The 16,374-nt window shown below is 51.2% G+C and carries 13 protein-coding genes; 5 read left to right on the plus strand and 8 right to left on the minus strand.

The genetic code is table 11. The features are described 5' to 3' along the window. Positions 1-113: 113 nt before the first annotated feature. The 4 genes from ACTUJZ_RS13780 to ACTUJZ_RS13795 all read right to left on the minus strand — a co-directional run bounded on the left by ACTUJZ_RS13780 (position 114) and on the right by ACTUJZ_RS13795 (position 3,872). Positions 114-1,325 carry a NupC/NupG family nucleoside CNT transporter gene (locus ACTUJZ_RS13780; RefSeq protein ID WP_463636913.1) on the minus strand — a complete coding sequence of 404 codons (1,212 nt, stop codon included), beginning with the start codon at positions 1,323-1,325 and terminating at the stop codon, positions 114-116. A gap of 23 nt (positions 1,326-1,348) precedes the next feature. Beyond that, positions 1,349-1,972, minus strand: coding sequence for a uridine kinase (gene udk / locus ACTUJZ_RS13785; RefSeq protein WP_463636914.1), 624 nt, complete (start codon positions 1,970-1,972; stop codon positions 1,349-1,351). Between the two features lie 102 nt (positions 1,973-2,074). Further along, a complete protein-coding gene (locus ACTUJZ_RS13790) occupies positions 2,075-3,034 on the minus strand; it encodes a hypothetical protein (protein WP_463636915.1) in 960 nt (319 codons plus the stop codon). Further along, positions 3,024-3,872 carry a type 2 periplasmic-binding domain-containing protein gene (locus tag ACTUJZ_RS13795; RefSeq protein ID WP_463636916.1) on the minus strand — a complete coding sequence of 283 codons (849 nt, stop codon included), beginning with the start codon at positions 3,870-3,872 and terminating at the stop codon, positions 3,024-3,026. The genes ACTUJZ_RS13790 and ACTUJZ_RS13795 overlap by 11 nt, the downstream gene beginning before the upstream one ends. Before the next feature lie 428 nt (positions 3,873-4,300). Here ACTUJZ_RS13795 and ACTUJZ_RS13800 point away from each other — a divergent pair, with 428 nt between their 5' ends. Both ACTUJZ_RS13800 and ACTUJZ_RS13805 read left to right on the plus strand, forming a co-directional pair. Further along, the gene (locus tag ACTUJZ_RS13800; protein WP_463636917.1) at positions 4,301-7,471 is read left to right on the plus strand and encodes a TonB-dependent receptor; all 3,171 of its coding nucleotides are present in this window, start codon (positions 4,301-4,303) and stop codon (positions 7,469-7,471) included. A gap of 146 nt (positions 7,472-7,617) precedes the next feature. Then, positions 7,618-8,301: a type 1 glutamine amidotransferase domain-containing protein gene (locus ACTUJZ_RS13805; protein WP_463636918.1), complete on the plus strand. Its 684-nt coding sequence runs from the start codon at positions 7,618-7,620 to the stop codon at positions 8,299-8,301. Positions 8,302-8,352: 51 nt separating this feature from the next. Here ACTUJZ_RS13805 and argR read toward each other — a convergent pair whose 3' ends face one another. Continuing rightward, positions 8,353-8,817 (minus strand): transcriptional regulator ArgR, encoded by a 465-nt coding sequence (argR, locus tag ACTUJZ_RS13810; protein ID WP_463636919.1) that lies wholly within the window; start codon positions 8,815-8,817, stop codon positions 8,353-8,355. 221 nt (positions 8,818-9,038) lie between these two features. Here argR and mdh point away from each other — a divergent pair, with 221 nt between their 5' ends. Next, complete coding sequence (mdh, locus tag ACTUJZ_RS13815; RefSeq protein WP_463636920.1) at positions 9,039-9,977, plus strand: malate dehydrogenase; 939 nt, start codon at positions 9,039-9,041, stop codon at positions 9,975-9,977. Between the two features lie 63 nt (positions 9,978-10,040). Here the strand turns inward: mdh and ahr are convergent, their stop codons facing one another. Together ahr and ppc are read right to left on the minus strand one after the other, a co-directional pair. Then, a complete protein-coding gene (ahr, locus tag ACTUJZ_RS13820; RefSeq protein ID WP_463636921.1) occupies positions 10,041-11,042 on the minus strand; it encodes an NADPH-dependent aldehyde reductase Ahr in 1,002 nt (333 codons plus the stop codon). Positions 11,043-11,156: 114 nt separating this feature from the next. Next, positions 11,157-13,778, minus strand: coding sequence for a phosphoenolpyruvate carboxylase (gene ppc, locus ACTUJZ_RS13825; protein ID WP_463636922.1), 2,622 nt, complete (start codon positions 13,776-13,778; stop codon positions 11,157-11,159). A 232-nt stretch (positions 13,779-14,010) separates the two neighbouring features. Here ppc and ACTUJZ_RS13830 point away from each other — a divergent pair, with 232 nt between their 5' ends. Further along, entirely contained in the window at positions 14,011-14,631 is a 621-nt protein-coding gene (locus ACTUJZ_RS13830) for an FKBP-type peptidyl-prolyl cis-trans isomerase (RefSeq protein ID WP_463636923.1), read from the plus strand. A gap of 150 nt (positions 14,632-14,781) precedes the next feature. Next, a complete protein-coding gene (fabV, locus tag ACTUJZ_RS13835; protein ID WP_463636924.1) occupies positions 14,782-15,960 on the plus strand; it encodes an enoyl-ACP reductase FabV in 1,179 nt (392 codons plus the stop codon). 156 nt (positions 15,961-16,116) lie between these two features. On the opposite strand, the gene ACTUJZ_RS13840 is transcribed toward fabV, so the two are convergent. Next, entirely contained in the window at positions 16,117-16,359 is a 243-nt protein-coding gene (locus tag ACTUJZ_RS13840; RefSeq protein ID WP_463636925.1) for a hypothetical protein, read from the minus strand. Between the last annotated feature and the right edge of the window lie 15 nt (positions 16,360-16,374).

Consider the following 16,374-nt stretch of genomic DNA (forward strand, 5'->3'; position numbering starts at 1 on the left):
GTGGGAGCGTCTTATAGTGTACTCCAAAATGCAGCAACAGGAGAGGCCTGCTGCTGCGCGATGGCGGGTACTTTATTAAAACCAGACCATTCAGTCCAGCGCTTTAACTTTGTTTAACCCAGTGAGAGATAAAAGCCAGCCAGTGCGGCGCTCATCAGGTTGGATAAGGTGGCCGCGATCACTGCTTTTAACCCCAGCGAGGCGATTTCTTTGCGCCGGGTGGGGGCCATGGCACCGATTCCACCCATCAGTATTGCGATGGAAGAAAAGTTGGCAAAGCCGCACAGCGAGAAGGTGACAATGGCCTGCGAGATAGGCGACAAGGCGTCCTGATTCGCAATGTAATCCAGATAAGCCACAAATTCATTCACCACAATTTTCTGGCCGATAAAGCTGCCTACCAACTGAGCTTCATTCCAGGGGACCCCTATCACCCAGGCCAGCGGTTGTAATAAATAGCCCAGGATCAGCTGGAAGCTCAGGTCATTATACCCAAACAAACTGCCACCCCAACCAATGATGCCGTTTAGCATGGCTATCAAGGCGACAAAGGCCAGCAGCATGGCGCCGACATTTAAGGCCAGCTGCAAGCCCGCCGCGGCGCCGCTGGCGGCGGCATCAAATACATTGGCGTAATCGGTATCTTCGGCTTTGATTTCATTGAGCTCATCATTAGCATGCTGGGTTTCAGGCAACATGATCTTGGCCATCAATAAGCCGCCGGGAGCGGCCATAAAGCTGGCGGCCAGCAAGTATTTAAGTTCAACGCCCATACTGGCATAGCCTGCCATAACCGAGCCGGCGATGGAGGCCAAGCCGCCGACCATAATGGCAAACAGCTCGGAACGGGTCATGTGGGGAATAAACGGGCGCACTACCAGTGGGGCTTCGGTCTGGCCCACAAAGATATTGGCTGCTGCTGACATGGACTCCGGCCGGCTGGTTTTAAGCAGTTTTTGCAACAAGCCGCCAATTAACCGAATCACCCAGCTCATGATGCCCAGGTAGTACAACACGGCAATCAGAGATGAGAAAAAGACAATGACCGGCAACACATTAAAGGCAAAGATAAAGCCTAGACTTTCATCGCCCAGTGAGCCAAAAATAAAGTTGATACCCTGCTGGCTGTAGCCAATGATGTTGCCTACAAACTTGGTGGCGCCATGCAAAAACTGAATGCCTGGTTCGAAATACAGAATAAATGCACCGATCAACGCTTGCACCGCAAATGCGCCACCCACGGTGCGCCAGCTAATGCTGCGCTTGGCCGACGATAACAAAAATGCGACGCCGAGCAACGACACAATGCCCAGTAAACTGACCATAGCAGGGTTCCTTTATTTTCTTTTTATAATAGGGCTTGCTGAATGTGCGACTTGATCACATCCAGGGCAATCTGATTTTTGCCGCCCTGGGTGACCACCACGTCCGCAGTGAAGCGGCTTGGCTCTATGAACTGATGATACATAGGTTTCACCGTCGCTTCATATTGTTTAGCCACCGATTCGATGGTCCGGCCACGCTCTCGCACATCACGCATCATGCGCCGCATGAGGCAGATATCCAGTGGAGTGTCGATGAAGATCTTTACATCAAATAATGGCAGCAATTCCGGCCGAGCCAGCAACATGATGCCTTCTAAGATGATCACCGGAGCCGGGGCCAGGGTTTCAGTCTCTGGCAAGCGGGTATGCGTTTTAAAGCAATAATGCGGATAATCGATGGGCTCTCCATTGCGCAAGGATTCCAGATGCGCTTTTAACAGCTCATGCTCGAATGCGTTGGGGTGGTCATAGTTGTTCTTTTCCCGTGCCTCCATGGGAAGATGATCCTGAGCGCGGTAATAATGATCCTCGCGCAAAATTTGCACAGGCTTTCCCTGCACCGAAAATGCTTTAAGCAAATTTTCGGTAAAAAGTGACTTGCCGGAGCCTGAAGCACCGGAAATAGCAATGATTAATGGAGACTGCATAACAATAGGGGGCTGATTTTCTTGACGCAAAGATACGCAATTGAGCCTTATGAATCAATCTTAAGTTGCGATAAATCTCACGAAAACACCGGCTTGTGCTGCCTAGTTGCCAATAATTTCAATATCTTGCATACAAAGGTGTGGTAGTGCAAAAGAATGCTGTTTAGAGCGCGATCCTTCGCCTTGCGCCCGGGGCGGGTAATATTTTTCTTTTTGCGCAGCAAATTCGGCAAACACTTCTTCCAGCGCAGAGCGAATTTCGCTCAGGGTTTTGTCCAGATTGGCATTAAAATCAGGCCGCTTGCGTTTGGTATGGCCCAGTTCAATCAGTCGGCCGAATACCTGGTTGGCCTGGCTGATTAACCCGGCAGGGACATCGGTGTGGTGCATCAGCTGGCAATCAGGGTGCTCAATGCAATAGCGCACCAGCGCCACATAAAAACAGAACGGCTTATTGTGCATGGTGACCCGGGTATCGTTCACCCCATTACCCAGCGTCTTGCTGGTCAAGTCAATCACCAGATGCGGAATACGTGTATCTACCTGTGGCTGCAGCGCCGCCAGGCGTTGCTTTTTCTTATACTGGATTCTGGCCACCAGAGGCGCTACGCCCAGGCCCAGTAACAGTGACACATGACTCAGCGACCAAGCCTGCCACCAGGGCACACTGGCAATGTGCACCGATAGGGTTTGCTCGGCAGACTGCATGGTCAGGGTCGCCGCGGGCTGAAAATGGGCAGGTATTGACTCGGGGCTGGCCACAGTTTGCATCTGGCTGATGCGCAGCGGGTAGGTCTGAGTATCCAGCTGCCGATTGAGCTTGTGTAAGTAAGCGCTCACAGCAGCCTCATTGACTGGAGTGTTCAGGGTTTTATTGCCCACATCAAGATACGCCGAGTCCAGGCTAATACGCCGCTCTACGGCATCCAGCGCCTGATGATAGCTTAGCTGATAACCTGCCATCTGGCCTACGGCGATGGCAGTTTGAAACGCTACGGTCAAAACAATAGCAATGAGCCCGGCGCGCAGCCATTGCTGAGCCGGAACGCGATTAACCAGCATTATTCATACAGTCCTGGGTTAACGCCAGTTTTTGGTAATAGCTATTGCTACTGGCGGCAGTGGCGGTGCGAATCACTTTTTGCATAGCACAGCGCAAATCGGTGTTCTGAGTTTGCATTTTTAAATACCAGCGCATGCCACTGACATCTTTTTGCAACGCCACCGTATAATTTTTAGATAACCGCGCCTGGTCTTCTTCACTCCAGTACGACGAAATCAAATCTACCTCCCCTGCCAGCAAAGCCCGGCGTAACTCACTATGCGAACTGTAGTAGTGCAGATTAACATTTGTTTCGTTAAGCCCGAGAGTTTGCAGCACCATTTTGGGCACAATGTGGCCGGAACGGCTGCTGGGGTAATCCAGAATACCTATGCGTTTGCCCAATAAATACTCTTTAGACAAGGCCGGTTTCTCGCGTAACGCGATAAAAAAGGCGCCGTAATCAGCATGCGCAGCGATTTCGTCATAGTCGTAAATCATATTGGCGCCAAACGCCTGGATTACGTTACTTTTGACCAGGGCTAAATCTGCCACCCCATGATTAATGTAGCGAAAGGTGTCGTAGTCGTTTTGGCCAACCACCACCTGCACATCACCAAACTGGCGGGCCACGACATCGTTGGCGCATAAGGTGGTCAGCAGGGATTGGGCAACCGCGGTTTCGGTCAGGTACACTTTGAGTTCGTCTTTATTTGTCGACAGGGGTGAACTGCAGCTTAAATATTGACCGATTTGCGGCGTCAGGCCGGAAAAATGCGAGTAAGTCTGAAAAAAGCCGACTAAAAGTGCCAGCGCCAGAACTGTCCATATTATGGTCGACTTGCCAACTTTCATCATGATCTCAACGGTAAGATGTGTACAACACTTAGTTTTATTTATAGCCGCGATTTCACCAGTTAAGCTTATTTATTGCAACAGGTAATCTTACTAGTAAAAAGTAAGTTTATGAATTTTATGTGTTTTATATTAAAGATTCTGAATCAGGATAAACGCTGTTTATTCAAGCCAAAACACGAAAAAATAAGCCCCGCGCTGAATCAGAGCAGCAGAACGAATTTTAAGCAGGTCGGGTTGGATCAGCAGCGGCGGGTAAAAAAACAATAAAAAAAGCCGCATCTCATCCACTTATCACATCATTGCGATAAGACTGTCATAAAACTGCAACATAAATTTCTAACAATCTGCCGCGTAAATTTTCAGCACACCAAATGAAAACAGCTTTGAATTTGCATTTACCTTTTTATACGGGATAAGGGAAACACACAATGATCTCCAAATCTAAGATCAGTCGCGTCGCGATGGCCGTAGCGCTCTCCGTGGGCCTGGCGTCTACCGCGATGGCACAGGAAACCTCCTCTGCGATGCAGGGTACAATTACAACTCCAACGGGTTCTCCGGCTGCTGGTACTAAAGTAACAGTAATTCACGTACCTTCCGGTACCTCACGTGAAGTTACTGTAGGCGAAAACGGTAAATTCAACCTTCGGGGCTTACGCGTTGGCGGTCCATACCAAATCATCGTGGATTCTGATGAGTATCAGGACACCACCATCAACGATGTATTTGTTAACCTGGGCGACCCGTACGGTCTGAACCTGACCTTAGAAAACCCGTCAGACATCGAAGTCATTTCGGTTAGCGGCAGTGCCTTGTCTGCGGTTCACTTTGGTGCCACCGGCCCGCAAAGTATTTTTGATCTGGAGTCGCTGGAAAACGCACCAGCCATCAACCGTAGCATCACCGATATCGTTCGTGCTGACCCACGTGTATTTGTTGATGAAAGCTCAAACGATGCCATCAGCTGTGGTGGTTCAAGCCCGCGCTTCAACAGCCTGACGCTGGACGGTATTCGCATGAACGATGCGTTTGGTCTGAACAGCAACGGTTACCCCACTGAGCGTATGCCTTTTCCTTACGATGCTATCCAACAGGTAGCCGTGGAGCTGGCCCCGTTTGATGTTGAATACGGCGGTTTCACCGCGTGTAACATCAACGCGGTAACCAAATCAGGTACTAATGAAGTATTCGGTGGTGTGTTTTTCGATTACACCAACGATTCTATGCGTGGCGACTCCGCCGGTGGTGTTGAGCGTGATAATGGAAACTACAATGAGCGTCGTTATGGCTTCAATGTAGGTATGCCGCTGATTGAAGACAAACTGTTCTTGTTTGCCACCTATGAAAAACTGGAAGGTGCTGAGCTGTTTGACTACAACGGCCTGAACAACCGTATTTCTCAGGAAGATGCTGACGCTGCTGCTGAAATCGCCCAGCGCGTATACAACTATGATGTGGGCGGTCTGCCACCATCAGCACCTATCGAAGATGAAAAACTGCTGGTGAAGCTGGATTGGAACATCAATTCTGCCCACCGTGCGTCGTTGGTGTATAACTGGAACGAAGGCTTTAGCATTAGCCAGTCAGACGCTGACTCTGATGAGCTGCCGTTTAGCAACCACTTCTACAAGCGTGGCGCTGAATTGGAAACTGCAGTAGCTTCTGTATATTCTGACTGGACGCCGGACTTTGTTACAGAACTGCGTATCGGCCACACTAAGCTGGAAAACTTGCAGCAATCTATCGATGAAGCCTCGGGCTTTGCTGAAGTACAGATTGATACTGTAGATGGCGGTACCATTTACCTGGGCCCGGATGACTCTCGTCAGTCCAACGAAATGAACTACGATGTAACCACGCTGAAGCTGGCCGGTACCTATTATCTGGGTGACCACACTTTGACAGCCGGTTTTGAATACGAAAAAACAGACGTATTCAACTTGTTTATGCAGCACACTGTGGGTGAGTACCGTTTTGACAGCCTGGCAGATTTTGAAGCCGGCCGTCCTGACCGTATCTACTACAACAACTCAGCCGGTACTAACGATCCAAATGATGCCGCAGCATCGTTTGCATTCGATGTAACAACTTTCTATATTCAGGATGAGTTTTACGCCACTGACGACCTGAAAGTACTGGTTGGTTTACGTTATGATAGCTATGGCTCTGACGATCGTCCTCGCCTGAATGAAAACTTCCAGGAGCGTTATGGGTTTGCTAACACTGCCAACGTTGATGGCATCAGCCTGCTGCAACCACGTTTAGGCTTGACCTACACAGTTAACGAAGACTTAGAACTGCGTGGTGGTATTGGTCTGTACTCTGGCGGTAACCCGAATGTTTGGATCTCTAACGCCTACTCAAACGATGGTGTAACTAACATCGGTACCCGTGAAGACGATATCCCAGGTTGGGTAAGCGGTGAAACTTCACTGTTTGACGTACCATTGTCTGGTGCGGGTCAGCCTATCTACAATATCCCTCAGGCGTTGATTGATGAAGTTGCAAACACCAGCCTGACCGATGGTGATGGCCAAACCAATGCTACGGATCCAAACTTTGACATCCCGTCTGAGTGGAAATATGCCTTTGGTGCCACCTACCTGGCCCCGTTTGACTACATCGTTACCGCCGATGTGGTGTATACCGACCGTCAGGATTCTGCACTGGTACGCGACGCGGGTATTCGTTACAGCGGTGCGACCCGTTTTGACGGCCGTCCGATTTACGAGCAGGTTGATGCGGATCGTCGTGTAGGTTCTGACTTTATTCTGGGTAATGTAACCCAGGGTGACGGTGACTCCACAATCTTCTCACTGGGTGTGACTAAGGATTGGCAGAACGGCCTGCAGGGTACTTTATCTTATGCGTATGTTGACGCCCAAGATGCCAACCCAATGACCAGTGCCGTAGCCTTCTCTAACTATGTGAACTTTGCCACTACGGATCCAAACAATCCGCAGGCAGCCACGTCAGATTACGCAGTAGGTAACCGCTTTAACCTATCGTTGAGCTATACCCATGAGTTCTTCGATGGCTACAACACGCGCTTTAGCTTGTTTGCCACTGCCAATGAAGGTAAGCCGTTCTCGTACGTATATGGTAACGATGATGCCTTCCCGTGGGATACAGCGCGTTCTCGTCAATTGCTGTACGTTCCTGAGCTAAATGATCCAAATGTGGTCTTCGTAGACACTGTGGATCGCGATGGTAACGTGGTACAAACCGCCGCTGAAGCAGAAGCTGGCTTTAATGAGTGGGTTGATGCAAACGGCTTGGCACGTGGTCAGATTGTTGACCGTAACAGTGAAAACGCTGACTGGTGGGTTAAGGCAGACATTCGTGTGTCTCAGGAACTGCCAGGCTTCACCGATGAGCATCGCGCTCAGGCCTTCATCGTAGTGGAAAACTTCACCAACATGTTAAATGATGACTGGGGTGATTTCCGTCAAGGTTCATTCGTAGGTGACTCTGTAGTAGATGCAGACATCAATGAACAGGGTCAGTACGAATACAGTGAATTTGGTGCGCCTGAACAAAACCTGGTGCGTGCCCCTTCTCTGTGGGAAGTCCGTGTCGGTATCAGCTACAAGTTCTAAGCTGAGCTACAACACCAACTCTTAAGAGCCACCCTCCGGGGTGGCTTTTTTTTGCCCTGGTGCCGGCCACTGATCCCACCATAGTAAACTTGCCGGCGCGGTGGTCAGTATTAAACACACCCATGTTGAGCAAAAAGAGAGAATATATGAGCAAACGTATCCTGATGGTAATGACTTCCCACGACAAAATGGGTGACACCGGCAATAAAACCGGCATCTGGCTGGAAGAGTTTGCCTCTCCCTACTATGCCTTTGTCGATGCTGGCTACACGATTACGCTGGCTTCACCGCTGGGCGGGCAGGTGCCTATTGACCCTATGAGCTTAGAAGAAGATGCGCTGACTGACGACACCAAGCGTTTTTCCGAAGACAGCCATGCAGCGTCGGCCCTGGCTTCGACCATGGCATTGAAAAATGTCAGCGCGGATGAATTTGACGCAGTATTTTACCCGGGCGGCCACGGACCCCTGTGGGATTTGTCAGACAATATTGAATCGCAGACCCTGATTGAAAATATGCTACAAAATGATAAGCCGGTGGCAGCGGTATGTCATGCGCCGATTGTGCTGAAAAATGTAAAAGACACTAACGGCGAACCCTACATCAAAGGGCGTGATGTAACCGGCTTTACCAATTCTGAAGAAGAAGCGGTGGAGTTAACCAACGTGGTGCCCTATCTGGTAGAGGACGAGTTGAAAAGGCAGGGCGGTGATTTTTCCAAAAAAGGCGACTTTGAGCCGCATGTGGTGCAGTCGGGTAAGTTGATCACCGGCCAGAATCCGCCTTCATCCAAGCCGGCGGCCGATGCGCTTATCAAGGCGCTTCAATAAGTTAGCCAGAACTTACTCAGGTGGGCGCTGAGCTAGCTCAGCGCCTGTTCGTTACACATTATCAAATAAATCTTCGACGCGCTGACGCAGTTGTTCAATGCGGCTCACATCAGCCGGGGCGATAAAAATGGTATCATCGCCGGCGATGGTGCCCAGCACGCCATCTTTTGAGCTTAACGAGTCCAGCAGCCGTGCGATAAGCTGTGCCGCGCCCGGGCTGGTGCGAATGATTACCATGACGTTGTTGTGTACAATGTCCAGTACCAGTTGCTTAAGCGGGCTCTTAGCCGTGGGCATGCCTAATTCCGGCGGCAGGCAGTACACCATATCGCCCCGGGCGTTACGGGTACGTACCGCGCCGAATTTACTCAGCATCCGGGATATCTTGGACTGGCTGATATTGTCGTGACCCTGGGCTTTAAGGGCATCAACGATATCGCCCTGCGAGCCATAGCTTTCGGCTTTCAGAATGTCTTTAAACGCTTTGATTAGTTGTTCTTGTTTTTGGTTTGCCATAGCGCCTACTGTTGTTTGGTGTTGCGGTGAGAAAGGGCTATTATTGTGCCGCAGAGCTGGACTTTAAGCAATTTAATTGCATAATCATGCAACCAAATGAATACGACACGAACAGAATGCGGGTGTTTTCGTCTACGACGATTCGCTAATTGTGTTTTGTCCGGCGTTGCTTTAGGGTGACGCAGTCGTTAACAAACGTAAATTTCCATAGGAGAAATCAAATGAAAGTAGCCGTGTTAGGTGCTGCCGGTGGTATTGGTCAGGCGCTGTCGCTGTTGTTGAAAACACAACTGCCAGCGGGTTCGGATCTTGCGCTGTATGATGTAGCGCCAGTTGTTCCGGGGGTTGCCGTTGACCTTAGCCACATCCCCACCGCGGTGAAAGTGACCGGCCATGGTAAAGAAGACCTGGGCGAAGCGCTAAAAGGCGCTGACGTGGTGCTGATCCCTGCTGGCGTTCCGCGTAAGCCAGGTATGGATCGTTCTGATTTGTTCAACACCAATGCCGGCATCGTAAAAAGCCTGGTAGAAGGTGTGGCTGAGCATTGCCCAAGCGCTTGTTTAGGTATTATCACCAACCCGGTAAATACCACAGTGGCTATCGCAGCAGAAACCCTGAAAGCCAAAGGGGTTTACGATAAGAACAAACTGTTTGGTGTGACCACGCTGGACGTGATCCGCGCTGAGACCTTTGTGGCAGAGCTAAAAGACCTTGATCCTGCCAATGTGCATGTACCGGTAATCGGCGGCCACTCAGGCACCACCATTTTGCCCTTGTTGTCTCAGGTAGAAGGCGTGAGCTTCAGCGATGATGAAGTTGCCAGTCTGACCAAGCGTATTCAAAACGCCGGTACTGAAGTCGTAGAAGCCAAAGCCGGCGGCGGCTCGGCCACCCTGTCTATGGGCCAGGCGGCAGCACGTTTCTGCCTGTCTTTGGTTGCCGCAATGCAGGGCGAGAATGTGGTTGAGTACACCTATGTACAAACCGACGACAGCGACGATGCTGACTTTTTCGCGCACCCGGTACGTCTGGGGCCAAATGGTGTAGAAGAAATTCTGCCTTACGGCGAGCTGAGCGACTTTGAAGAAAGCGCTAAGCAGGACATGCTGGACGGCCTGCGCAACGACATCAAAATTGGCGTTGAGTTTGTTAACGGCTAAGTTTGATAGTGCATAAATTAAAAAACCGGGCCTGAAGCCCGGTTTTTTTGTTTTCGGCGTCTGTTAATTTTTTAACACAATGCGGTAATGCGCCTTGCCGTCGCGCAGTCTGTCCAGTGCCTCATTCACATCCTCAAAGGCAAAGGTTTCGGTAACCGGCTCGATATTATGCAATGCAGCAAATTTCAACATCTTTTTAATGGTCGCCGGGCTGCCCACCGGTGAGCCGGACACAGACCGCTGGCCCATAATCAGGCCAAACACATTGATATCCAGCGGCTCTAAGGTGGCGCCGACAAAGTGCAGCCGGCCTTTAGGGCTTAGTGTGGCAATGTACTTGTCCCAGTCCAGTTTGACATTGACTGTGGAGATAATCAGATCAAAACGGCCTTCTGCCTGTTCCAGCTCCTCGTCGCTGCGGCTGTTAAGCACATGGTGTGCACCCAGTTCTTTGGCTTCTTTTTGCTTATCTTCGCTGGAAGTGAACGCAGTTACCTCGCAGCCCCAGGCCCGCAAAAATTGCAGCGCGATATGGCCCAGCCCGCCAATGCCAATGACCGCGACCTTGGCCGTGGGCTCGATGGCAAACTGAGTGAGCGGGTTAAAGACGGTGATGCCGCCACAAAACAGCGGGCCAGCCACATCCGGGTTGATATCATCGGGCAGGGGGATGACGGCAGTGGCCTGCGCGCGCACCTTATCGGCAAAGCCGCCATGACGCCCGGCGATGGTCATCTGGGCATCGCTACACAAATTATGGTCGCCCTGCATACAGGTGTTACAGGTGGTGCAGTAGGATGAGTGCCAGCCCAGGCCGACCCGCTGACCGGGTTTTAAATCGGTAACCTGGTCGCCCACCTGGGTAATTTTGCCGCTGACCTCGTGGCCCGGCACAAACGGATACTCGGTCATGCCCCATTCGTTATCGAGCATGCTCAAATCGCTATGGCATAAGCCACAGGATTCCACCGCGATTTCAACTTCATACTGGCCCAGTTCACCCGGGTCGTATTCAAACGGCTCCAGTTTGCCGCCGGGCTCTTTGGCTGCGTATGCTTTAATCATATGTCACTCCTGATAATGGCAGAGAGTATTTTTACCCTGCAAAGCTCTGGCTGGTTCAGCGCGCATAAAAAAAGCCGGCGCACAGGCCGGCTTGATTTATCATGGTATAGCGGGTTACCCGGTGTTACGCATACCAATCGCGATACCGGCGATGGTCACCATCATGGCGCGTTCCAACGCGGTGTTTTGCGCATCATCGCCGGCTTTACGGACCCGATCGAGCAACTCAATTTGCAGATAATGCAGCGGCTGCAGATAACCGGCACGGATATTCATCGACTCTTTACCTTGCGGATCCTGATACATGATTTCAGGCTGGCCGGTCAGTTTTAGCAGCGACTCCACACTTTGCTTGAGCTCTTCACGCAGCGATTTACCAAAGTGGGCCAGCTCTTGCGGCACCAAACGCTCATCATAGGCTTCACTGATGCGCGGATCGGCTTTATGGAACACCATGTCCAGCATAGATAAGCGGGAGCGATAAAACGGCCAGTCATTGAACATTTCGCTGACTACCTTTTCATCCGACTCGGCTTTGACCTCATCGATGGCGCGCATCACCCCCAGCCAGGAAGGCAAAACTAACCGGGTTTGCGCCCAGGCAAAGATCCAAGGAATTGCGCGCAGGCTTTCAATGCCGCCTTGCGGTTTACGCTTGGACGGCCGGCTACCTAATGGCAGCTTACCCAGCTCTTGCTCTGGTGTGGCTACCCGGAAATAGGGCACAAAATCTTCATCCTGGCGCACGGTATAGCGGTAATTGTCCCGCCCTTTGGCCGCCATTTTAGTGATGAGCTCGCGCCATTCTGGTTTTGGCTCTGGCGGTGGGAACAACATGGCTTCGATAATGGCGCTGGCATAAATGCCTAAACTGCGTTTGGCCAGCCGTGGCATGCCAAATTTATAGCGAATGGTTTCGCCTTGTTCGGTCACCCGGAAGCCACCTTCCAGGGAGCCTGGCGGTTGTGAATAAATCGCCGAATGCGCCGGCAGACCGCCGCGACCGATGGTGCCACCCCGGCCATGGAACAGAGTCAGGCGCGTATTAAACTCTTCGGCCACTTTAACCAGCGCTTCCTGCGACTCGTACTGTGCCCACCCGGCAGCCAGAGCGCCGGCATCTTTGGCCGAATCAGAATAGCCGATCATCACATACTGCTGGCCTTTGATATAGCCACGATACCAGTCGATAGACAACAAGCGGCGCATCGCTTCGGGTGAGTTGTTCAAATCGTCCAGCGTTTCGAACAGCGGGGCCACGGGCATCGGCCAGCTGACACCGCTTTCCTGCAGCAACAACTGCACCGCCATTACATCCGACGGCTCACTGGCCATGGAAATAATGTAAATGCCAAAGCCGGAGCGTTTATGCTTGGCGATGACCCGACAGGTATCGAGCACTTCTTTCACTTCATCGGACGCATCCCACTGAGCGGGGAACAGTGGCCGCTTGGACGACAATTCGCGCAGCAAAAAGGCTTGCTTGTCGGCTTCATTCCACTGGCCATAATCGCCTAAGCCCAGATAACGGGTGATTTCGCTTAATACATTGGCATGGCGCTCAGAATCCTGGCGGATATCCAGACGCAACAGATGCACACCAAAACAGCGCACCCGGCGAATGGTATCCATCAGCAGGCCATCAGCGGTGACTTTCATACCGCGTTTGCACAAGGAGTCGTAGCACATCAGTAGCGGCTCAAGCAGCTCGCTGTTGTCGCTGATCCAGTTTTTCTGGCTGACTTCATTACCCGCCAGATAGTCTGAGATCCCATCGCGGGTGGCAGCCAGGCGGCTTACCAGCGGGCGTAACAGCGCGCGGTACGGTTCATTGGCATCGCCCACGACCGCACGCATTTCGTCACTGCAGTCGTACATCGACAATTCAACCTGCAAGCGATCAAAATCCTGCGCAAACAATTTGGCCGCGCGTTTACGCGCCAGGTACAGCACCTGTTCGGTGACCGTCGCGGTCACATTAGGGTTACCGTCGCGGTCGCCGCCCATCCAGGAGCTAAACTGAACGGGTGCGCTGTCCAGCGGCAGATTAACGCCATAATCTTTTTGCAGGCGCTCATCCAGCTCGCGTAAAAATTCAGGCACAGCTTCCCAGAGTGAGTTTTCAATCACTGAGAAGCCCCAACGCGCTTCATCCACCGGGGTGGGGCGCTCAGAGCGAATTTCTTCGGTGTGCCAGGCCTGGCTGATCAGATCCGCAATGCGGGTTTCGATGCGCACGCGGTCATGATCGCTCAAATTTTCCTGATGCACTGATTGCAGGCAGTTAGCCAGTTCTTTGTGCTTGTGAATCAGCGTGCGGCGGGTCACCTCAGTGGGGTGAGCGGTCAACACCAAATCAATGTTGAGCTTACTTACTGCTTTGTGCACATTGTCGGCGGTCAGTTCAGCCTTATCTAAATGCTCGAACAGGGCATCTATTGATGCGTCCACATTCATGGCACTGTTATATTCTTGTTCGGCAATATTGCCCAGATTCAAAAACTGAGCAAATGCCCGGCCGACGGTCAGCAAATCTGTATCCGAAAGTTTTTTGAAAGTTTCTTTCAGATTTTCACTACATGCGCTGTCGCCTTGGTAAGACGCCCGGCCATCTAAACGGATCTGTTCAATCCGTTCCAGCCATTCTTCGCCAAGCTCGGCCTGAATGGTTTCACCGAGCACTTTGCCCAGGTATCTCACGGTATCTTTTAGTTCTGAATCATAGTGTGATTGCATGGCATCCTCCTGCTTGCATGCTTGTCACCTTACTGCTAAGCGACACGCTTGTCTAACGCCTTAAGGTTATAAACGGCGATAAGTTAAACCGATCAAAAACCATAATCTATCCGCTAAGGCAAGTAAATAGAGGGTATGTTACACTGCACAGGGTCAAATTAATGGCGCTTAAATAAACCGCAGGGTTGCGCGCTATTTAAACAATATTTGTAATTTAGTTACAGGAGACATTGTGTCAGAAAAGTATTCAACAGTAGAAACGCAAGCCAGCTACGGTGTTGGCTTTCAAATGGGTGAACAACTGAAATCCAACCCGTTCGACGGGCTGGACATCAATGCGGTTATGGCAGGCTTAAGTGATGCCTTTACCGGCGAAACTGCCCAGGTAGACAATAATACCCTGCGCAATGCCTTTGGTGAGATTCATCAGCGCATGCAAGCGGCCAAAGCCGAGCAAAGCAAAGCGCTGATCGAAGAAGGCGAAAAGTTTCTGGCCGAAAACGCTCAGCGTGACGAAGTAACCGTCACCGAGTCTGGCCTGCAATACGAAGTGATCGAAACGGGCGACGGCCAGTCACCCAATGCTGATAGCACCGTGCGTGTGCATTACCACGGCACACTATTAAATGGCAAAACCTTTGACAGCTCGTATGAGCGTGGACAGCCTGCAGAATTCCCGGTAAATGGCGTCATCAAAGGCTGGACCGAAGCGCTGCAGCTGATGGCCGAAGGCACCAAGTGGAAGCTGTATGTACCGCACGAGCTGGCCTATGGCGAGCAAGGTGCCGGTGGCGCCATTGCCCCGTTCAGCACCCTAGTGTTTGAAGTTGAGCTGCTGGATGTTCTGTCCTAAGCCAATCACCATATAAGCACCCCACGGGGTGCTTTTTTATTGCCGGTTGTAAGCGATCAGTAGAGCACCGGTGGGCGATGTAGCTGCTCCGAGTTGTTAAAGCCGTCGTCATGATTACAATACCGCCATTACAAGCAAAAGGGTTTTACTATGATTATCAAGCCAAAAGTACGTGGCTTTATCTGCACCAATGCGCATCCGGTTGGCTGTGACGCTGCGGTGGCAGAGCAAATTAATTATATTCGCAACCAGGACGGTTTTGGCGAAGGGCCAAAAAATGTGCTGGTGATTGGATGTTCGACCGGCTACGGCCTGGCCTCACGGATCACGGCTGCTTTTGGCCATGGGGCCAAAACCCTGGGCGTGTGCTTTGAAAAAGCGCCTACCGAGCGTAAAACCGGCACCGCCGGCTGGTACAACACCGCGGCATTTCACAAGTATGCCGAAGAAGCAGGACTGTATGCTCATACGCTTAATGGGGATGCATTTTCGCTGGAGTTAAAAGATGAGGTGATTGGCCGTATCAAACAGGATATGGGCAAAATTGACCTGGTCATTTACAGTCTGGCCTCTCCACGGCGTACCGAGCCACACAGCGGTGTGACTTATAAATCGGTGTTAAAACCGGTGGGTGAATCCTACACCACCAAAACCTATGACACCGACAAAGACAAGGTGCATGAAGTGACGCTGGATGCGGCCACCGACGAAGAAATTCTTAACACCATCAAAGTCATGGGCGGTGAAGACTGGGAAATGTGGCTGGATGCGCTGGCCGAGGCTGGTGTGCTGGCCGAAGGCTGCAAAACCACCGCATACACCTACATTGGAAAAGAGCTAACCTGGCCTATCTACGGGCAGGCCACCATCGGTAAGGCCAAAGAAGATTTAGATCGGGCCGCCGCGGCGATTAATGGCAAGCATGCCGATCTGTTGGTGGATGCTCATGTCTCATCACTTAAAGCGCTGGTCACCCAGGCGAGTTCGGCAATCCCGGTCATGCCACTGTACATCTCACTGATGTATCAGGTGATGAAGGAAGAAGGTACACATGAAGGCTGCATCGAACAAATCAGTGGTTTGTTCAAGCAGTGTCTGTATGGCGACACGCCAACCTTGGATGAAGCCAACCGCTACCGCATGGATGGCATCGAAACCAATCCTGAGACCCAGGCCAAGATCAAACAGCTGTGGGATCAGACTACTCAGGAAAACTTCCATGAAATCAGTGATTATGCGGGATACCATCACGAATTTTTAAAATTGTTTGGCTTTGATATCGACGGCGTAGATTACGAGCAGGATGTGGATCCGCAGCGCGCCTGGTAAGCCAAGTTGACGACATCTTAAAAACGCCGTCTGTTCAGACGGCGTTTTTGTCTGCGCCGGAATAATGTATACTCTGTGCCCGCTGAATTTTGTGCTTTATTGCACAAAATTTAAGGTTTATCCCTGATTTGGATAGCGAAACACCGGTGGATAATGTTAAAATCCCGGAATTAAGTGGGGGTGTTCTATCACCACTTCATAGCCGAGATGCCAGTGTTTTGATTTTTCTACGCTATCAGCGCGGGACCGGCTCAACAAACAATAATTATCAAACACAAGAGCAAGAACGCGGGCATGACCATGCCGGCTGCGCAAGCCTGCCAACACGGCAGCATGCCAGCGGGAAAACACAGCCAGAGTTTTTTTGCATGCAGGCCATGGGCCAACATTGGCGGCCATGCAAAAGAGTTCTTC

Source organism: Alteromonas sp. WD8-37, assembly GCF_055326825.1.